Origin of the sequence: Synechococcus sp. 1G10, assembly GCF_002252625.1 — a bacterium.
Classification (GTDB): Bacteria; Cyanobacteriota; Cyanobacteriia; order PCC-6307; family Cyanobiaceae; genus Regnicoccus_A.
This window is the reverse complement of sequence record NZ_NQKW01000033.1, coordinates 1-18,607: the sequence shown is the minus strand read 5'-3', so window position 1 is coordinate 18,607 and position 18,607 is coordinate 1. Positions and strand designations below refer to the sequence as shown.

At 64.7% G+C, this 18,607-nt stretch carries 14 protein-coding genes and 1 pseudogene; 9 read left to right on the top strand and 6 right to left on the bottom strand.

All coding sequences use genetic code 11. The annotated features are described in order from the left end of the window. The first annotated feature begins 145 nt into the window (after window positions 1–145). A pseudogene (locus tag CJZ82_RS16525) lies at window positions 146–865 on the top strand (linear amide C-N hydrolase). 403 nt (window positions 866–1,268) lie between these two features. Then, window positions 1,269–1,736 (top strand): peptidoglycan-binding protein, encoded by a 468-nt coding sequence (locus tag CJZ82_RS16520; protein ID WP_094556845.1) that lies wholly within the window; start codon window positions 1,269–1,271, stop codon window positions 1,734–1,736. A gap of 465 nt (window positions 1,737–2,201) precedes the next feature. On the opposite strand, the gene CJZ82_RS19685 is transcribed toward CJZ82_RS16520, so the two are convergent. Continuing rightward, window positions 2,202–2,351 carry a hypothetical protein gene (locus CJZ82_RS19685; protein WP_158218619.1) on the bottom strand — a complete coding sequence of 50 codons (150 nt, stop codon included), beginning with the start codon at window positions 2,349–2,351 and terminating at the stop codon, window positions 2,202–2,204. Between CJZ82_RS19685 and CJZ82_RS18750 the strand changes: the two genes are divergently transcribed. After that, window positions 2,314–2,592 (top strand): hypothetical protein, encoded by a 279-nt coding sequence (locus CJZ82_RS18750; RefSeq protein ID WP_143593737.1) that lies wholly within the window; start codon window positions 2,314–2,316, stop codon window positions 2,590–2,592. The two genes, CJZ82_RS19685 and CJZ82_RS18750, sit on opposite strands and share 38 nt — an antisense overlap. Before the next feature lie 554 nt (window positions 2,593–3,146). On the opposite strand, the gene CJZ82_RS16500 is transcribed toward CJZ82_RS18750, so the two are convergent. From CJZ82_RS16500 to CJZ82_RS16490, 3 genes are all read right to left on the bottom strand, one after another. Further along, window positions 3,147–4,031: an MOSC domain-containing protein gene (locus tag CJZ82_RS16500; RefSeq protein ID WP_233130338.1), complete on the bottom strand. Its 885-nt coding sequence runs from the start codon at window positions 4,029–4,031 to the stop codon at window positions 3,147–3,149. A 66-nt stretch (window positions 4,032–4,097) separates the two neighbouring features. Continuing rightward, complete coding sequence (locus tag CJZ82_RS16495) at window positions 4,098–7,211, bottom strand: DEAD/DEAH box helicase (protein ID WP_094556841.1); 3,114 nt, start codon at window positions 7,209–7,211, stop codon at window positions 4,098–4,100. Window positions 7,212–7,359: 148 nt separating this feature from the next. Continuing rightward, a complete protein-coding gene (locus CJZ82_RS16490) occupies window positions 7,360–7,824 on the bottom strand; it encodes a hypothetical protein (RefSeq protein WP_094556840.1) in 465 nt (154 codons plus the stop codon). Between the two features lie 33 nt (window positions 7,825–7,857). Between CJZ82_RS16490 and alaS the strand changes: the two genes are divergently transcribed. The 4 genes from alaS to CJZ82_RS16470 all read left to right on the top strand — a co-directional run bounded on the left by alaS (window position 7,858) and on the right by CJZ82_RS16470 (window position 15,183). Continuing rightward, window positions 7,858–10,548 carry an alanine--tRNA ligase gene (gene alaS / locus CJZ82_RS16485; protein ID WP_094556839.1) on the top strand — a complete coding sequence of 897 codons (2,691 nt, stop codon included), beginning with the start codon at window positions 7,858–7,860 and terminating at the stop codon, window positions 10,546–10,548. A gap of 110 nt (window positions 10,549–10,658) precedes the next feature. Continuing rightward, window positions 10,659–12,521, top strand: a complete 1,863-nt coding sequence (gene glsA / locus CJZ82_RS16480) for a glutaminase A (RefSeq protein ID WP_094556838.1) — start codon at window positions 10,659–10,661, stop codon at window positions 12,519–12,521. A gap of 13 nt (window positions 12,522–12,534) precedes the next feature. Next, on the top strand, window positions 12,535–14,439 hold the full coding sequence (locus CJZ82_RS16475) for a CHASE2 domain-containing protein (RefSeq protein WP_094556837.1): 1,905 nt from the start codon (window positions 12,535–12,537) through the stop codon (window positions 14,437–14,439). Between the two features lie 96 nt (window positions 14,440–14,535). Continuing rightward, window positions 14,536–15,183, top strand: a complete 648-nt coding sequence (locus CJZ82_RS16470; RefSeq protein ID WP_143593736.1) for a hypothetical protein — start codon at window positions 14,536–14,538, stop codon at window positions 15,181–15,183. A 7-nt stretch (window positions 15,184–15,190) separates the two neighbouring features. Here the strand turns inward: CJZ82_RS16470 and CJZ82_RS16465 are convergent, their stop codons facing one another. Beyond that, window positions 15,191–16,669 (bottom strand): mechanosensitive ion channel family protein, encoded by a 1,479-nt coding sequence (locus CJZ82_RS16465; RefSeq protein ID WP_094556835.1) that lies wholly within the window; start codon window positions 16,667–16,669, stop codon window positions 15,191–15,193. Window positions 16,670–16,821: 152 nt separating this feature from the next. On the opposite strand from CJZ82_RS16465, the gene CJZ82_RS16460 reads away from it, so the two are divergent. Continuing rightward, on the top strand, window positions 16,822–17,523 hold the full coding sequence (locus tag CJZ82_RS16460; RefSeq protein ID WP_233130337.1) for an SIMPL domain-containing protein: 702 nt from the start codon (window positions 16,822–16,824) through the stop codon (window positions 17,521–17,523). Between the two features lie 58 nt (window positions 17,524–17,581). Further along, entirely contained in the window at window positions 17,582–17,998 is a 417-nt protein-coding gene (locus CJZ82_RS16455) for a DUF3307 domain-containing protein (RefSeq protein ID WP_369820112.1), read from the top strand. Window positions 17,999–18,007: 9 nt separating this feature from the next. On the opposite strand, the gene CJZ82_RS16450 is transcribed toward CJZ82_RS16455, so the two are convergent. Continuing rightward, on the bottom strand, window positions 18,008–18,511 hold the full coding sequence (locus tag CJZ82_RS16450) for a cyclic nucleotide-binding domain-containing protein (RefSeq protein WP_233130336.1): 504 nt from the start codon (window positions 18,509–18,511) through the stop codon (window positions 18,008–18,010). Window positions 18,512–18,607: the final 96 nt, after the last annotated feature.

The window sequence follows — 18,607 nt, the reverse complement described above, 5'->3', positions numbered from 1 at the left end:
CAGTCTCTGCCTGAGATGCAATCGGGAATCACGCCGACGTCAAGGGTTCAGCCGTAGCGATGTTCGCTGCGAGCTGTCCTGCCCCCTGAACGCATACGGGATTTGTACGGCTGACGGGCTTAACGAGCGCGGCCTCGGCGCCCACATGCTCTATCTCAATGCAACCGACTTCGGTCCCCGTGACACCGGCAAACCAGACATCCAGGCCGGACTGTGGGCGCAGTTTCTGCTTGACAATGCAGCCACCGTCAAGGAAGCGCTCACGCTGCTAGACGCAGTCCAGGTTGTGATGGTCGAGACGTAAGGACATAAGGCCAACGTCTACCTTGGGATCGAGGACGCCAGCGGTGATTCTGCGATCATCGAGTTCGTCCAGGGCAAGAAGGTCGTGCATCATGGGCGCCAGTAGCGGATCATGACCAATGATCCGACCTACGAGGAACAGCTCGTGCTTCTGAAAAGGCAGGATTTTTCGAAGCCGAGCAGCACCATGCCATTGCCCGGCAACGTCAACCCTGCCGACCGCTTCCAACGTGCTGCCTACTACTCCGCGATGTTGCCCAAGCCGACCAGTGAACGCGAAGCCGTGGCGGCCATCCTGGCGATTGCGCGCAATGTCTCGGTTCCGTTCGGTGCTCCCTACAAGGGTTTCGTCATCTACAACACCGAGTACCGCACTGCAACGAATCTCACCGACAAACGCTATTTCTTTGAGTTGACGACAGCCCCTAACGTGATCTGGGCCGACCTCGCAAAATTCAAACTGACGCCTGGCTCTCCCGTGATGATCATCAGCCCTGACAATATTGCACTGTCGGGTGATGTCACCAGTAAGTTCCAGCCGGCTGCCAAAGTCCCGTTCTGAGGGCCTGTCGATCTTCAGGCAGGATGCCATGATCCAATACGCAACAATCCCCATTGTTCCTCTTCAGTGGGGCGTTGGAAGTTGGCGACAGGCGTCAAGTCTAAGCATAAGACCTATGGATACTTCGGAGATAATCTCGATATCCCATCCCGCAGTGATACTTGTCAACTCAAATGCGCCCATGCTGTTGCGGGCAGACCCAGAGCAAGGTCACTGAAGTCCTATTTGCCAAGGCTCGACCAACGTCGCGATGCCTTCGGCTGTGACTCCACAGCAGGCAGTTCATGCTCAGGCGGGCCAGCCGATGACGTAGGGGGTGGCCTCATTCCTTGAGCGGGCTTCACGCTCCTTCACGGTCTCTTGGCTCAACTCTGCATACCATCGGGTGATCAGCTGGAGAGCCATGGCCATCACCGTTCTGCGCACAGGCTCCCAGGGCCCCGAAGTTGTCGATCTGCAATACCTTCTGCACTTCCGTAGCCCAGTATCCGTCGCTTTACTGGGCGGTTTTGATGGCGATTTCGGCCCGAAGACCGAGCAGGCCGTTCGTGACTTTCAGGCCAATCGAGGCATCACCGTGGACGGTGTCGTGGGTGCGCAGACCTGGGTGACGCTGGTGCCCAAGCCTCCGGGTCCGCCTACCTGGCCTCGGCTGCCGGGCGAATTCCTGCGTCAGGGTGATCGGGGGGCCGACGTGCTCCGCCTCCAGCAGGGCCTTAATCGCCAAGGTTTCGACGCCGGTCCGGAGGAAGGCATCTTCGGTCCACGCACGAAGGCGGCTGTGATTCGTAGCCAGAGCTACGGCGTGCCGGCCTCCAATCAGGAGGGAGTGCTCGGCCCGCTCACCTGGGGATCCAGCATCGCCGACTGAACCGACTCCACATGTTGGGCCAGGCGTCGGATCTGGGCTGCTGCGCCGCAGCAGTGGGCTCGAATAGCAGCTCCCTTGCCTGCGCCACCATGCGGGCCTATCCCCAGACTGACTGCTACTGCTACTGCTACTGCTACTGCTACTGCTACTGCTACTGCTACTGCTACTGCTACTGCTACTGCTACTGCTACTGCTGCTACTGCGACTGAGGCTCCAACCATGCCGGAAGACCTTCGGATTTTGTTGTTCTGCAAGACATTTTTCTGTAGTTGCAATCTTCACTTGATCAAATACTTAGCGATATGTACGTCAAGTTGATGGCGAGCTAGTGAAAATGTGTTGTCGTCCATTGTTTATGCATGTTTTGCTGCACCTGCCCAAAGGGCGTAGTGTCTAACGCGTCAGTTTACCCCTGATCGCTCAGTGCTGAGGGCTGGAAGAAAGTGACAGCGTGTGCTGAGACGTTCATGAATTCGTGAGCAGACGGCTGCGGCAGATTGAACTGGTGGTTGATTGGACGCCGTGACTGATCCTGCGCTGAATCGGCGACTGGAGCAGCGCTTGCTCTGCGGCGTTGTTGGTGGGCTCGACGCCTTGGATCTCCAGAAACGTCAAGAGGGCAACGCTGCCGGAAGTTGTTATTGAGTTTCTCTCGATTGTGCTGTTCTGGACTCACCAGGATGTGGTTGTGCTCTGGCGCGATGCTGTTGTCTTTCTCTGGAAGAAGCTGGGATCCAGCCGTCAGAACGGGCGTATAGCTCACTTGATTCTGCAGTTGCCCATGGACTGTTGTCAGGTCAAAGCACCAGGAGGCCTGTTCATCGCTGAAGCCATTTTGCTCCAGGGGAGATGGTGAAATACTTTTGCGAAGATGTGATTGTGGCAAAGGAATGGGAAACTGCCTAAAGCGCAACTTTGATGGCGCTGCACTCTGCCTACTCAATGATTACAGTGCTTCAACGATCCCAGTTTGTGCAAGGACAACCGCTGGGTGCATCGCGCCAAGATGGATTGAGAGAAGGCCTCTCTTCGCAGCCAGCATGCCACTGTGAAGTTCATGATCTTCACGCTGATCAAGCGGGTGATCGCCATTTGTAAGGAGATATCTGCTTTTGCCGACTTCTGATAATAGGGAGCCACTGTCTTCTTGAAATGAGCATCTGATGTGCCTCCTCCGCTCCAATCATCTCAGCAATCCCGAGCAGGTGTTCGTTATCCTCAGCTTCGAGGATGAACTCCAGCTGCTTGTGCTTGTGGGCTACAGCTGCTACGGCTTCAAGCCGCAAGCGAAGTACTGTGATTTATATAGAGGTACTTCCTCCCAGTATGATGGGTGCATCACTCTTCGTGGTGGCCAGTTCTCCTGGCTGAGTGAGATCTGAGGCATCCCAGAGGCTTGCATCTCTGCCCTCAGTCCAGCAGGCGTACCGGATCCCCCACGCTCATTTCGCCGGGTTCGCTGACGCTCAAGCGAATGCCGGCCACCACGTTGTTGTGGCGCGCTGTGGCCCGCAGAATCTCCAGGTTGTCCGGTAGGTCGCCCTGGCTGAGGGTGGTCACGACGCAGCGCGGGCAGCCATCGCTCACCTGCAGGCGCAGGGTCTCTCCCACCATCAGGCTGCGCCCGATCCACGACTCCTCCACGAAGCCGCTGACACCCGGCTCCGGGCGGATCAGCAGGTTGGGGCGGAAACGCTCCACAGCGAAATCGAGCTCGGGCTCCAGCTGTCGCAGCCGCTCCAGGCTTGCGGTGCTGATGGCATGGATTGGGCAGGAATCGAAAAAGGTGCCGCTTGGAAGCACCAGTTCATTGACCACATCCTGAAAGGCCCGCTCCTGCACCGGTGGCCAGTACTGATCGAGGCTCGCCCCCTCTGGGGCCTGATCCAGAAGGCTCACCTGCCGTCCCAGGCGTTGGGAGAGCCAGCTGTTCACGTCTGGATCGCTGCTGAGCACTCTGGCGCGCTCTGCTCCCACTTCCCCCTCAGCGGGAGCCGTGATCGTCACACCTGTTTGGCCCGAGGCTGGATCGGCCGATTCCAGGCAGCGGGCCATGAAGCCAAGCAGGTTCTGCCAGAGCCGTGGATTCTTGGCGCTGGCCACCCGGCTGGTGGCATGGTCCCAGAGGGCGTAGGCCCGGTCGCCGAGGAGGCCTGACGGCCCCACTTTCGCTACCTGGAGAGATTCGCCCAGCATCGATTTCACCGGGTAGCGCCACAGCGCCTCAACCCGTCCCACCACCTCTCCGGCCGCTTGCTCCGCCATCGTCGCCGCTGTGTCTGCGTGCATCAGCATTCCAGCCGTCGCCAGTGGCGGGCGGGGTTCAGGGCACACCTTTTGCGTTGCGTCCGCTTCGGCGGATCACTCCTCCAGGGCCACCAGGTCGCGCAGTTGTCCGGGATCGAGGCCTCCGAGCCACTCCTCGCCGCTGCCGACGATGTCTTCCGCCAGACGGGCCTTCTCGCGGATCATGCGGTCGATCTTCTCCTCCACCGAGCCGCTGGTGATGAACTTGTGCACCATCACCCGGTTGGTCTGGCCGATGCGGTAGGCGCGGTCGGTGGCCTGGTTCTCCACCGCCGGATTCCACCAGCGGTCGATGTGGAACACGTGGCTGGCCCGGGTGAGGTTGAGGCCCACGCCGCCTGCCTTGAGCGAGAGCAGGAACAGCTGCGGGCCGCGCGGGTCGTCCTGGAAGCGATCCACCATCGCCTGACGCTCCCCCTTGCTGGTGCTGCCATAAAGAAAGGGCACCTCCTGGTGGAAGCGCTGCTGCAGGTGGGCCTGAAGCAGGTGGCCCCATTCGGCGAACTGAGTGAACAGAAGTGCGCGGTCGCCGGCCGCGATGACCTCCTCCACGATTTCCTCGAGTCGCTGCAACTTGGCCGAACGGGCGCTGAAGCCGGCTCCCACCTCGCCTTCCTTCAGCATCAGGGCCGGATGGTTGCAGACCTGCTTGAGCTTGGTGAGCAGCCCCAGCACCTGACCGTGCTTCTGGCCAAGCGGTGCCCGCGCGATCGCATCGAGCGTCTCCTCCACGGTGCGGCGGTAGAGCTTGACCTGCTCGGGAGAGAGTCCCACCCACTCGCTCAGTTCCACCTTCTCGGGCAGGTCGGAGATGATCGAGCGGTCGGTCTTGAGGCGCCGCAGGATGAACGGTCCCACCCGGGCCTTGAGGTCGCGTACCGAGGCCATGTCGCCGTAGCGCTCGATCGGCAGTCGGTAGCGCTGGCGGAAGAATTCCTCCTCCCCCAGCACCTTGGGGTTGAGAAAGTCCATCAGCGCCCAGAGCTCGCTCACTCGGTTCTCCACCGGGGTGCCGGTGAGGGCGATGCGGAAGCGGCTCTGTTTGAGCGGGCGCGCCAGTTCACGGGCAGCCTGCGACTGTCGTGCCGATGAATTCTTGATGGCCTGAGCCTCATCGATCACCAGCCCCTGCCAGTCGAGGCTGCTCAGCAACTCGCAGTCGCGCTGCAACAGGCCGTAACTGGTGAGCACCAGATCCACACCCTCCAGCTTGGTCTTGAGGGCGGCGGGGGTGGAGGGACGCCGGGGGCCGTAGTGCTCAAGCACGTTCAGTTCCGGGGTGAAGGCCTTGGCTTCCCGCAGCCAGTTGGTGAGCACCGAGGTGGGGGCCACCAGCAGCACGGGCCGCTTCAGTTCCTGCTCCGCCTTGAGGTGCTGCAGGAATGCCAGCAGCTGGATCGTCTTGCCCAGGCCCATGTCGTCGGCCAGGCAGGCCCCCTGATCGAAGCGGTGCAGGAAGGCCAGCCAGCCAAGGCCACGTTCCTGGTATGGCCTCAGCTGGCCGGCGAAGCCTTCGGGAGCCGGCAGGGGATCAGGGGCCTTCTGCTGGTGGTACTGCTCCAGCACTGCCTTCAGCCTCGGGCGGGCCGTGAAGCGATGCACCGGCAGCCGCTGCAGGGTCTCCCCCTCGTTGCCGGTCAGGCGCAGAGCGTCATCGAGGCTGAGGACCGGATCAAGGGCGCAGAACTTCTGGGCGTTGCGCAGATCACCTGGCCGCAGCTCGATCCAGGCCCCCTTGTGCTGCACGAGCGGGCTGCGCTTGCCCTCCAGCCGCTCCAGGTCACGCAGGGTGAGCGTGACGCCGCCGATCATCAGCTCCCAGCTTGACTGCAGGCTTTCACCGAGGCTGAAACCGCGGGAGCGCTCCGGCAGATCGGCCTCGATCGAGAGGCCGAGCCGGCTGGCCAGACCACCGCTGAGGCTGGGGGGCAGCACCACGCCGACACCCACGTCGCGCAGTTTCACAGCGGCAGTGCGCACCAGCACGAAGGCTTCGGCCGGGGTGAGCTCCATCCGCTCCGGTGTGGCCGTGTCGAGACCCCGCTCGATCGGCTCGAACACCTGCAGGGCACGGCCCAGGCCCTCCAGCAGCAGTTCACCGGGCTGCTGGAGTTCGGTCTCACCCAGCTGCAGGCAGCCGGCCCCGGCGGCCCAGACCCCGGCGGCAGGCAGCAGCAGGCTGGGGTCGGCCTCGGCCTGCAGGCTGAAGCGCAGGGGCCAGAGATCCTCTCCCTCGCCGGGGGTGTCGAGTTCAAGGCAGGCACGGGCCGGCTCCACCCGCCCGGCCACCGCTTCGCGCCAGTGGTGGGTGGCCACCTGCAGGCGCTCGCAGTCGTCGTTGCCCAGGTCGAGGCGGCCATCCCCGGGACCGAGGGCCCGCTGCCAGGCCGCAAGCAGCGGATCCAGCCCTGCCTCGGTGGGGATGAAGCCCGCACGCATGCGGGCATCCACCAGGTGGGTGAGGATCGAGGCCAGCCGCCGCCGGCCGGACCCCGGCCGCCAGCACGCCATCGCCACACCGGCGTCCCCCTGGCCCGGCTCCAGGGCCGCCACCGCCACTTGGGGCAGACGCGAAGCCAGATCCTCCAGCCGGCGCCGGTCGTCTTCGCGGTTGATCAGGGGCAGCCAGCGGGCGCGGCCTTCCTCCACCTGGGGCAGCAGCCGGCCCCGGGCCAGCAAACTCAGGGACCAGCGCTGCAGGTGGCTCCACCAGCGCAGGTCATCGGCCAGGTCGGGATGGTCCCCCGAGAGGGGCAGGCGCCCCAGCCAGAGGGTGGCGGCGCCGGGCTCCAGCCACCAGCCCTCCACTCGCCAGGGCCACCACTCCACCGATTTCGGCAGCGGCTCGCCTGCCTGCAGGGGCAGGCCGCTCCAGCTGCTGCTGTCGGTTTTCTTTTTGCCCCTGGCTGTCTGCCGGCGGCTGGGCAGGCAGAGGGTGGCTCCGGCCGGACGGAAATCCTCAGTCCAGAGGTCCGCTTCTTCCAGCCAGGCGCCCAGGTCGTCCTGATCGAGGCTGAGGGGGTGCAGGGGCGGCTCGCTGCCTGGGGCCTGGGGTTCCGCCACCCGCCAGGTGTCGGCCCAGAGCAGCAGGCCCGGGCGGTAGCCGCCTCCAAGGGCGGGCACGGCGGCGGTGTCGGCCGACAGCCAAGTGGCGTGCAGCAGGCTCATGGCCGCTGGGCTCGCTCAGACCAGGTGTGGCGTCGCATCGTGAACACCGGCAGCAACCACGGACATTGACCACGGACATCGCCTCGGCTCGCGTGAGCGTGGCGACTCCCAGGGCACTCTGCCGGATGACGCGCCCCCAGGCCCCAACTCACGGCCGCAGAGGCGGCAGCCAGCGCTGCAGGGCCTGGAGCAACAGGGCGCTGCCTGCCAGGGGCAGCCAGAGAGGCAGCCAGGCCAGGAGCAGCTCCAGCGCCAGCCCCGGCAGCAGACGCAGCCCTCCCTGGTCCAGGAGCTCCGCCAAGGCCGGCAGCTCGGGGCTTGTGCCCAGGCTGCGGATGCCGCAGACCGCCCCCACCAGACCCGCCTGCAGGTGGCTGTCGTCGGGATCCACACGCTGCAGGTGAAAGGCCAGCAGGCCGTAGAAGAAGCCACACCCCCCCGCCCGCAGGGCCGGCCCCAGCCCCAGGACCAGCGCCAGGGCCAGGGCGGTGGCGCCAGCCAGCAGGGCCCAGGCGATCGAGCGCAGGCGCAGCTGGGCGCGGTGGTCGGTTGGGGCTGTCAGGGCGGGCACGGGGACAGCGCGGATCGGGAAGGGCCTGTGCTGGGCGATCATGCCCTCTCCAGGGTTGATTTGCCGCGTCCGGCCATGGCTGCCACCTCATCCAGCCGCTCCGAGCGGCGCTCAGGCCCCCACAGCGGTGCTGAGATCCGCGAGGCCTTCCTGGCCTTCTACGAAGCCCGGGGGCATCGACGCATGGCCAGCGCCTCGCTGGTGCCCGACGACCCCACGGTGCTGCTCACCATCGCCGGCATGCTGCCCTTCAAACCGGTGTTCCTGGGGCAGGCCGAGCGCCCGGCGCCGCGGGCCACCAGCAGCCAGAAGTGCATCCGCACCAACGACATCGAGAACGTGGGCCGCACGGCCCGGCATCACACGTTCTTCGAGATGCTGGGCAACTTCTCCTTCGGCGACTACTTCAAGACCGAGGCGATGACCTGGGCCTGGGAGCTCGTGACCACGGTTTTCGGCCTCGATCCGAAGCACCTTGTGGTGAGCGTCTTTCGCGACGACGAGGAGGCTGCGGCGATCTGGCGCGACACGGTGGGAGTCGATCCTCGGCGCATCGTGCGCCTGGGGGAGGCCGATAACTTCTGGGTGTCAGGCCCCACCGGCCCCTGCGGCCCCTGCTCCGAGATCTACTACGACTTCCGCCCCGAGCTGGGCGATGAGCCTCTCGATCTGGAGGACGACAGTCGTTTCATCGAGTTCTACAACCTGGTGTTCATGCAGTTCAATCGCGACGCCGAGGGCAACCTCACGCCGCTGGAGAACCAGAACATCGACACCGGCATGGGCCTCGAGCGCATGGCCCAGATCCTGCAGGGGGCGGCGAACAACTACGAAACCGACCTCATCTACCCCCTGATCGAAACCGCCGCCACCCTGGCTGGTGTCAACTACCGCCAGCTCGACGCCCGCGGCCAGACCTCCCTGAAGGTGATCGGCGACCACAGCCGCGCCATCACCCAGCTGATCGCCGATGGGGTGACCGCCTCCAATCTGGGCCGGGGTTACATCCTGCGGCGCCTGCTGAGGCGGGTGGTGCGCCATGGCCGCCTGCTGGGGATCACCACACCCTTCCTCACGGCGATGGGGGAGGCGGCGATCGCCTTGATGGTGGATGCCTATCCCCAGCTGGTGGAGCGGCGCGACGCAATCATGGCCGAGCTGGCCCGGGAGGAGGCGAGGTTCCTCGAAACCCTCGAGCGCGGCGAGAAGCTGCTCGCGGATGTGCTCTCCGCAGGGCCGAGCCAGATCAGCGGTGATCAGGCCTTCGAGCTTTACGACACCTACGGCTTCCCCCTGGAGCTCACTGAGGAGATCGCCGAGGAGCACGGGCTGGCGGTCGACCTGGCCGGTTTCGAGGCCGCGATGGAGGCCCAGCGCCAACGGGCCAAAGCCGCGGCGGTCCGCCTTGATCTCACCCTGCAGGGGGCGATCGAGGCCATGGCCGAGCAGTTGCCCGCCACTGATTTCCGCGGTTACGAGGCCCTGGAGCATCCCAGCCAGGTGATGGCCCTGGTGGTGAACGGGGAGCCGGCCCAGGGAGCCCGGGCGGGGGATGCCGTGCAGATCGTGCTGGATTCCACCCCGTTCTACGGCGAATCCGGAGGCCAGATCGGCGATCGTGGCGTGCTGGCCGGTGGCGTGCCTGGGGCTGGCCCCGAAGCAGGTGTGATCGTGCGGATCGAAGCGGTCAGCCACCAGCGCAAGCTGATCGTTCACCACGGCCGGATCGAGCGGGGCGAGCTGGCCCTGGGCGACACGCTCACCGCCCTGGTGGACCGCGCCTGCCGCCGCAGGGTCCAGGCCCATCACACTGCCACCCATCTGCTGCAGGCGGCCCTGAAGCAACTGGTGGATCGCTCGATCGCCCAGGCCGGTTCCCTGGTGGATTTCGAGCGGCTGCGCTTCGACTTTCACTGCCCCCACGCCATCAGTCCCGAGGATCTGGAGCGGATCGAGGAACTGATCAACGGCTGGATCAGCGACGCCCACGCTCTGGAGGTGCACGAGATGGAGCTGGAGCGGGCCCGCTCGGCTGGAGCTGTGGCCATGTTCGGCGAAAAGTATGGGGATACGGTGCGGGTGGTGGACGTCCCTGGGGTGTCGATGGAGCTCTGTGGTGGCACCCATGTGGCCAACACCGCGGAGATCGGTCTGTTCCGGATCGTGAGCGAGAGCGGAGTGGCCGCCGGCATCCGTCGCATCGAGGCGGTGGCCGGTCCGGCGGTTCTCGACTACCTCAAGGAACGCGACACCGTGGTGCGAGCCCTTGGAGATCGCTTCAAAGTGCAGCCCGGGGAGATCCTCGAGCGGGTGAGCAGCCTCCAGGACGAGCTGAGGGCCTGTGCCAGGTCGCTGGCGGCGGCCCGCTCCGAGCTGGCTCTGGCCAGGGCCTCGGCTCTGGCCGCCGGTGCCTTGGAGGTGGGGAGGTTCCGTGTGCTGGTGGCACGGCTGGATGGGGTGGAGGGTGCCGCCCTGCAGACCGCCGCCCAGCAACTCCAGGACGGACTGGGCTCGGCCGGGGCGGTGGTGTTGGGCGGGCTGCCGGCCTCTGAGGATCCAGACAAGCTGGTGTTGGTGGCAGCCTTTGGCGCCGAGGTGATCGCTGCCGGGCCGAAAGCCGGCAGCTTCATCGCCGCGGTGGCGAAGCGTTGCGGCGGCGGCGGCGGCGGTCGTCCCCAGCTGGCCCAGGCGGGCGGGCGCGATGCCGCCGCCCTCGACCCGGCTCTGGAGCAGGCCCGCGTTGACCTGATCAGCCAGCTCTCGTGAGCGGCCTCACAGGGCGACTGCTCATGTAGCGACTGCGACAGACCCACCGCCTGGCTGGGGAGTGGTATCAGGGCCATGCGGCTTTCCACGCCCCGCTGGAGCCTGATCGCATGATTGATTCTCCCGGCAGCACATCAGACATCGTTCAGGGGCTGCTTGAGGATCTCCATCGGCGCTATTCACGGCTGGAGGATGGCGCTCCTGCTGATTACATCCCGGAACTGGCCAAGGCTGATCCCTCGGACTTCGGTATCTCCATGACCACTGTGGATGGTCGTGTCTATGAGGTGGGGGATACCCGCAAACCATTCACAATCCAGTCGATCTCCAAGCCGTTTGCCTATGGACTGGCCCTGAAGTTGTTCTCCGACGAGCACATGGCCTCCAAGGTGGGGGTGGAGCCCTCCGGAGATGCCTTCAACGCCATCAGCCTTGACCAGAAGTCGGGCCGTCCGCGCAATCCGATGATCAACGCGGGGGCGATCGCCACCACAGCACAGATCTGGAACCACGACCCGGATCAGGCCGAAGCCCTTATGCTCGACTACTTCAGTGAACTGGCCGGGCGTCGCCTCAGCATCGATCAGGCGGTGTTTCAGTCGGAACGGGCCACCGGCCATCGCAATCGGGCCATCGGCCACCTGCTGCGCAATTTCGAAATCATCGAGGATGATCCTGAGGAGTCCCTTGACCTCTATTTCAAACAGTGCGCGATCACCGTCACCTGCCACGATCTGGCGGTGATGGCAGCCACTCTGGCGTGTCAGGGTCTCAATCCCTTCACCGGCTCCCGCCCGCTCACGCCCGAGATCACGGTGCGCATGCTGGCCCTGATGGCCACCTGTGGCACCTACGACTTTGCCGGTCAGTGGCTCTACGACGTGGGCATGCCGGCCAAGAGCGGCGTGGGTGGGGGTGTGCTGGCTGTGGTGCCCGGCAGGCTCGGCATCGCCACCTATTCACCGCCGCTCGATGTACTCGGCAACAGCGTGCGCGGCATTGCGGTCTGCAACGAGCTCGCCGACGGGCTTGGTCTCAGTCTCTTCAATCAGTATCCCCAGACCAGTTCCACGATCCGGCGGTCCTACAAAGGGTCCCAGCGCCAGTCACGGCGATGGCGTGCATCGAATCAGGCCAGGTTGCTGCAGGAGGGGCGTGACGCGATCCGGATCGTGCATGCCCAGGGAGTGCTCGATTTCGCAGCGATCGAGAGGCTGCTCTCCGAGCTCAGGGGGATCATGTCCGATGTCTGGATCCTGGTGCTGGATGTGGCCCACGTCACGGAACTTCCGGAGGAATCCAGAGGGTTGTTCCTCAATGAGCTCACGGCCCTGCGGCGCCGGGGAGTGGTCGTGCTGATGGCCCGGGCCCGCCATCTCAACCTTCCCCGCACGCTCAGTGTGGTCGGGGTAGAGGAGGAGATGCCCCAGTTCGAGCAGCTGGATCAGGCCCTGGAGTGGGCCGAAGATCTGCTGCTGGATTCAAGCAAAGGAGAGGGTCAGAACCCTCCCTTCAGTTCGGAGATCGATCGGACACTGGGTTTTCTGGGCATGTTGCACCCTGCCCACCGCCAGACCCTGGCCGATCTGATGCAGTGCCGCAGCTTTGCCAAGGGCGACCATGTGATCAGGAAGGGCGATTCAGGCCATGAGCTTTTTCTGGTGCGGGAGGGACGCTTCACCATCACCGTCGAACTGTGCGGCAGTGACGGGCAGATCTATGAATCTCGCCTGGCCACCTTTGAGCAGGGAATGTGCTTCGGGGAAATCGCCTTTCTCTCCGGTACGCCCCGCACAGCCGACGTGACAGCTGATCTCGACGGCAGCTGCTGGGTGCTGGAGCGCCACGATTTCGATAACCTGCGCCAGTGGGAACCTGATGCCGTCACTGAATTATTGCTGGCTCTCACCCGTGATCTGGGCACCAAGCTCGCTCTCACCAGCTATCAGCTCACTTTGATGGAACACCTTTGAAAGCCCTGTGCCCATGACCCCCAGAGCGATCAACTGGCTGCGGCGCTACGGGGTGTTCGTGGCATGGGCCGGCGCCTGTGCCCTCGGCTTTGGGCTCTTCCCCGATCTCTACGAGCGCTGGCAGCTGGATCTCTCCTCCCGCAGCCAGGAGCTGCGTGGTCCGCGCAAGCCCCCGACCGGGGTGGTGATCGTGGGCATTGACGACTACAGCCTCGTGCAGGGGCAGAACGCCGACCTCAGCCAGGACAAGGAGCTACGCCGCCTGGCGAACTGGCCGTGGCCGCGGGCGATCTACGACCGGGTGCTGGATCGCCTCTTCTCCGCCGGCGCCCGGGCGGTGGGTTTCGACCTTCTCTTTGATACCCCCAGCAGCCACGGCCCCGAGGACGATGCGGCCCTGGCGACGGCCCTCCGCCGCCACAGCGGCCTGGTGGTGCTCGGTGCCCAGGTGTTCGAGAGCCGCGGCCGGGTGGGTGGCCTCACCCTCAGCTCCGCCATGCCCTTCCTCAGCGAGGCTGCGGGGCCCAGCAGCTCCGGGCTGCTCAATGGCCTTCAGGATCCCGATGGCTACATCCGCCTGCGACCCAGCACCTATGCCGAGCAGCTGCGGACGTCGGGGATGCTGGATGTACCGGCTGGACTCTCCAGCCAGCTGATCGCCAAGGGCCGGCTGGCGGAGATCCCGCCACCGCCGATCCTCTCCAACTGGCGGCCCCTGGTCGATCCCTACGGCCCGCCCCGCACAATCCCCACGATTCCGATCTGGGAGGTGCTGGAGTCAGGCAGCTTCGCCCGCCTCAAGGAGCAGGGCACCTTCCGCAATCAGGTGGTGTTGATCGGCCCCACCGCCAGCGTGCTCCAGGACATCCACCGGACAGCCTTCGCGGGTGCAGAGGGCATGCCTGGCGTCGAGATTCACGCCGCCGAGATCGCCAACCGGCTGGAGGGCCGGGCCCTCTACATCCCCCCCCTCGCCTGGTATCTGGCCCCCTTGCTTGGCCTCGGGATACTGGCCATAGGACTGGCAAGCACCAGAACTGAGAAGCCGCAGCTGCGCCTCGGATACCTGACGCTGCTGGCCGGTGGCATGGTGTACGTCGGACTGATCCTGCTGAGCACCACCGGGGCCGGTATCGGCCTGCTCGGACTGTCCGCGTTCACCTTCGCCACCGGTCTGGTCAGTGCCGGCGATGCCACGGTGCGGCTGCAGTGGAACAGGCTGCGCCTGCGCCGGATGTTGGAGCGCTACCTCTCGCCGGCGGTGGCGGCTCAGATCGCCAGCCAGCCGGAGGAGGCCGATGAGCTGCTGGGAGGCAAGGTATCGGATGTGGTGGTGTTCATCTGCGATGTACGTGGCTTCACCCAGCGCAGCACCCAGATGAGCCAGGAGGGCAAAGCCAGCGAGTTGGTTCTGCAACTCAATGAGTATTTTGCTGTTGTCGTTGATACCCTTCAGCGCAAAGGAGCGATCATCGACAAGTACATGGGTGATGCGGTTCTGGCGATCTTCGGAGTCCCACTGAACCGAGGGATGGAGGTGGAGGTGCAGTCGGCGCTGGAGGCGATTCTGGAGCTTCAGGACAAGATGGTGGCCCTGAACCAACGCTGGGCCGATCAGGGCAAGGAGCCCTGGGAGCAGGTGATGATCCTGAGTGCGGGGCCTGTGATCAGCGGCAACATCGGCTGCGCTTCGCGGATGGACTACACCGTGATCGGTGACACGGTGAACATGGCCAGCCGATTGGAGGGCGTGGCCAAGCAGTCGGGACGCGACATCATTCTCAGTCGTGTGGTGGGGGAGCATGCCGCCCCGGAATGGGCCCTGGATCGGGTGGGTGAATTCGAGATCCGCGGCCAGGACGTCCAGGAAGTGTTCACCATGAAGCCAAGGGATTTCTATCAGCAGAAACAGGGCTAGCCTTTGACGGATCGGTCACGTCCAGGGTTCATGAACCATCGCCTTGTTGCAACCTTTGCAGGCCTCCTTCAAGTTGGCCTGCTGCAAGCCGTGCTGATGGCGCCCGCCGGCCCGACGCAGGCTGCGGCGTTCGAGCAGGCCACCATCAAGCGGGTGGTGGATGGTCGTGAGGTCTACATCGATGGGAAGGCCGCCAGTGTGAATCAAGTCGCCCGCTCCGGGCAGCAGGTGCGCACTGGCAAGAGCCGGGCTGAGTTGCTCTTCGATCAACGCGCCACAGGCTTTCTGGGCCGCTCCAGTGTCATCACGCTCGGCAACGCCTGCTTCCGCCTGAACAAGGGAGCCGTGCTGGTGAGCGGTCCCCAGAAAGCTTGCCTCGGCACCAAGGTGCTCGGGGTGAAGGGAACCACCTTCGTGCTCACCCGCGCCGAGGACGGCCTGTTCGATTTCGTGGTGCTGGAAGGCCAGGGCTACGTGGGTCCTGAGGACGGCTACGAGGAGAAGCAGGAGCCCTCGTCTTCCGGCTCTGGGGGGGCAGTAGCCGGCGATCCCTCAGGCAACACCACCTACGTCTGCGCCTGTGAGGTGGCTCGTTTCTCCCCAGATGGCGAGTTCGTTAGCCAGGGCAAGCTCAGCCGCAGCCAGTACGCGGCCCTGTTGAGCGGGCACACCACAGGCCAGAGCGACCTTCCCAAAAGCGCTGCGATCAAAGACGCCTTCTCCAAGTGCTACAGCGCCAGCTGATCGCTGGTCAGAGGGTGAGCGTCTCAAAGAGCTGTTTCATGCGCTTGAGCAGCTGATTTTCCTGTTGGTTCACCTTCTCCCGCTCCATCCCCTCCAGCTCGCCCCGGCGCTGGCTCACCAGATGGGCCAGCCGGTCCATCAGCGGTGGATTCTGCTGCAGCAAGGGCCCCAGGCTTGGGCGTGACACCTCAAGCAGCACGCATTCCTCAAGGGCCCGAACGGTGGCACTGCGGTTGGTGTCGGTAAGCATCGACATTTCTCCGAAGACATCGCCAGGTTTGAGGCAGGCCACCTGGAATGGCTCCGCGTCATCCTGGTTCTTGACCACCTCCACCAGCCCCTGCACCACCTGGAAGAGTGAATCGCCGCGGTTACCCTCACGAACTACCAATTCCCCCGGTGCGAATCGTAGACAGCGGGTGGAGGTGGCCAGTTGCAGCATCTCCTCCTCGCTCAGGTCGCCGAACAGGGGGTTGCGGCTGAGAAGGCTACGCCGCTCCTGCAGGCTGCGCTGCTCGGGATGTCCGGAGTCGAGGATGGTGCGTTTCGGCCGCAGCTCCCGCACCGGATAGGGCACGCTCTGGCCGGCCCGCTCCAGGGTGAACCAGATCTGCTCAAGCAGTTCGCTGCGCAGGTCGAGCAGATCTCCAAGGTTTCCCGGCTGCTGGAAGGCCACGAGGTCGTAGGTGATTGCACTGTCGGCAAAAGCCTCCACCCGCACCGCAGGTGCGGGCTGATTGAGCACTCGGGGATGTTTATCCAGAACATCCAGCAGCAGCTGTCTGGCCCTCGAGGGGGGCAGGGAGTAATCGAGCCCGAGCTGGAAGCGGTTACCCATGGCCCCAAAGGCCACGTAATTGCGTACCACCACTTGGGTGATCTTGGTGTTCGGCACCACCACCAGGGCGCCCGTGAGGTCGCGCAGACAGGTGTCACGCCAGTTGATCGACACCACCACCCCCAGAGTCCCATCGCCCAGGTCGAGGAAATCTCCCACTGAGAAGACATCGTCGAACTGAAGTTCGAGGCCGGCGAAGAGGTCCTTGAGGGGCTCCTGGGCGGCAAGGCCCAGCATGGCGGTGAGCACGGCTGAGGTGGTAACCAGGCTGACGAGATTGAATTTGGCCTGCTCCTGCACCACGATCACTGTGGCCACCGTGCCACCGCCCAGCATCAACAACTGCAGCAGGATCTGGGCCGGTTGTTTCCTCAGACCCAGCGCAGCTGGCAGCTCCAGGAATCCCCAGAGGGCCATGCGGATGCCCAGATAGCTGAACATCAATTCGTCGAGGGTGGAGATCCAGGCCTGGTATTGGGCAGGCAGGACGAGCAGCGGCAGGGTGCGCACCAACGCCCAGCTCAGGATCGCCAGGGTCGCCAGCTGGAGTGGCAGCTTCGGCAGGCGCAGCCGCCTGACGAGGAGCCGCAGAGGCAGCAGCAATACCATCAAGACGATGGCGGTGAGCCACACCTCCAGCACGGGCATTCTTGGGTTCAGCAGTCAAACGACGCCAGCGAGCCGGGCTATGGCCTGGCTCGCTGGCAAGCAGGATAATGGTGACGGGCGGAACCGTTCTGAATCAAACCAGCCACCCCCAGGCTTGGACCGTTCTCCATCCCCTCTGCCATCGAGAGCCCATGGTCCGTCCCGTTTGCCCCCTGGGGGCGCTGCCCCTGGCCCTGATCCTGCTCCAATGGGCTCCGCAGGTGGCAGCCCAGCAGGTGCAGTTGCGCTGCGATGGCACCCTGCTTGAAGCCCGCAGCAATGCCGAGCAAAAGCTCACAATCGACGTGATCAAACTATCCCTGGCCCTCTCAACGGAGGCAGCCACGGCGGACGGGGCCCTGGGCGAGCTGCAGCGGCGCCTGGCCGCAGTGCGCCAGGCCCTTCAGCGCTTGCAGGTGAAGGAGCTGGTGGTGAGTTCGCCCTCCAGCTGGCAGAGGCCGGCAAGCCCGAAACGGCCGGCGGCGGTGGAGGCCAGCCTTCAGGTGAGCGGGGAGCTGGCCCCGCCCCGACTGCAGGCCCTGGTCCGGGAGGTGGGGGCGCTGCCCGGAGTGCTGCTCAGCCCGGTGTCGGCTCAGGCGGATCAGACCAGTGATACCAGCGTGCGCCGCCAGCTGCTGAGGCTCGCTTATCAGGATGCGCTGCTCCAGGCCAGAGAGCTGGCCGAGACCATGGGCCTGGGGATACCAACGCCCCTGGAGGTGCAGATCGATGGTGGGTTCCAGCCGGTCCAGGCCAGGGGGATGGCGGCTGACGCCGTCCCGGCTTTTGATGCCGGTGAACTGCCGGCGCCCACGGCTCGGCTCGGCATGGTGGTGCGCTTCTGTGCCCGCTGATGGCCGCTCCAGGATCAAGGGTGACCATGCACCCCATCGCCATGGACCGTGAGGCGGCATGCTGAATGGATCTATGACCACGGTGATGTCATCAGACGGCGCCCAGGCCATCTCAGGCTTCGGGTTGTTTGCCTTGCTGGCCATGGGCCACTTCGTCGCCGACTTCGGCCTTCAGAGTGATCGAATGGCGGTGGAGAAGTGCCCAGGGAAGGATCACACGCTCCCCTGGCCCTGGTGGCTGCTCGCCCATACCGGCATCCATGCCTTCGTCGTGACCTGGCTCACTGGTGTGGTCTGGCTCGGTCTGGCCGAGTGGGCTATTCACGCCCTGATCGATTACGGCAAGTGTCGCCACCGCTATGGACTTGGGATCGATCAGTTACTGCACCTGGCCTGCAAAGTGATCTGGGTGCTGATTCTGGTTAACCTCGCTCCTGTGGGCTCCGGCGGGCTGCTGCAGGCCTTCCCTCGCTGAGCGGGGAGATCAGCCAGTGGAGCCGGGTGGATGGCTGGAGCGGCCTTGGCCAATCGCCAGCAACCGATCCATCGCCTTGCTCAGGCAGTAATTGAGGGGTTGAATCTCTGTCGCCAGTCGTCTCAGTTGATCGGTGTCCCCCCGCTCGCTGGCGGCGATACCATCGAGCAGCAGGCCGATTACCTCATTGCTGCGCATGCAGCGCTGGCTCACCAGCGCCAGCATCTCCATGGCCAGGTCGACATCGAAGAGCAGGGTCTTGAGAAACTTGTCGCCGCTCACCTCCACCAGTTCGGCGGGGCCCTCCACCACCCGCACATCGGCGGAGTGCTGACCTGAGCCGAACAGCCCCATCTCCCCCAGCAATTCCTCGGCCTCGATCACGGCGAGGGTGTGGGGCTCTGCTTCGATCAGCCGGATCTGGATCGCCACCTTGCCTTTGGTGAGCAGCATCAGGCTGTCGGCCGGTTCCCCCTGCCGCATCACCAGCTCCCCCACGGCGGCCTGCCTCACAGGGCCGACTGAAAGTCAGGCACAAGGGAGCTGGTGCGGCCATGCTGGTGCCGGTTTTATCGGGACTGCTCCCGTCCATTGGCCCAGCCTTCTGCC

What these genes read in the sequence shown, in the direction of transcription:
- CJZ82_RS16520 (WP_094556845.1), top strand. Translation starts at nt 1,269, where the DNA reads ATGGCCATCACCGTTCTGCGCACAGGCTCCCAGGGCCCCGAAGTTGTC.
- CJZ82_RS16500 (WP_233130338.1), bottom strand. Translation starts at nt 4,031, where the DNA reads ATGCTGATGCACGCAGACACAGCGGCGACGATGGCGGAGCAAGCGGCC.
- CJZ82_RS16495 (WP_094556841.1), bottom strand. Translation starts at nt 7,211, where the DNA reads ATGAGCCTGCTGCACGCCACTTGGCTGTCGGCCGACACCGCCGCCGTG.
- CJZ82_RS16490 (WP_094556840.1), bottom strand. Translation starts at nt 7,824, where the DNA reads ATGATCGCCCAGCACAGGCCCTTCCCGATCCGCGCTGTCCCCGTGCCC.
- alaS (WP_094556839.1), top strand. Translation starts at nt 7,858, where the DNA reads ATGGCTGCCACCTCATCCAGCCGCTCCGAGCGGCGCTCAGGCCCCCAC.
- glsA (WP_094556838.1), top strand. Translation starts at nt 10,659, where the DNA reads ATGATTGATTCTCCCGGCAGCACATCAGACATCGTTCAGGGGCTGCTT.
- CJZ82_RS16475 (WP_094556837.1), top strand. Translation starts at nt 12,535, where the DNA reads ATGACCCCCAGAGCGATCAACTGGCTGCGGCGCTACGGGGTGTTCGTG.
- CJZ82_RS16470 (WP_143593736.1), top strand. Translation starts at nt 14,536, where the DNA reads ATGGCGCCCGCCGGCCCGACGCAGGCTGCGGCGTTCGAGCAGGCCACC.
- CJZ82_RS16465 (WP_094556835.1), bottom strand. Translation starts at nt 16,669, where the DNA reads ATGCCCGTGCTGGAGGTGTGGCTCACCGCCATCGTCTTGATGGTATTG.
- CJZ82_RS16460 (WP_233130337.1), top strand. Translation starts at nt 16,822, where the DNA reads ATGGTCCGTCCCGTTTGCCCCCTGGGGGCGCTGCCCCTGGCCCTGATC.
- CJZ82_RS16455 (WP_369820112.1), top strand. Translation starts at nt 17,582, where the DNA reads ATGCTGAATGGATCTATGACCACGGTGATGTCATCAGACGGCGCCCAG.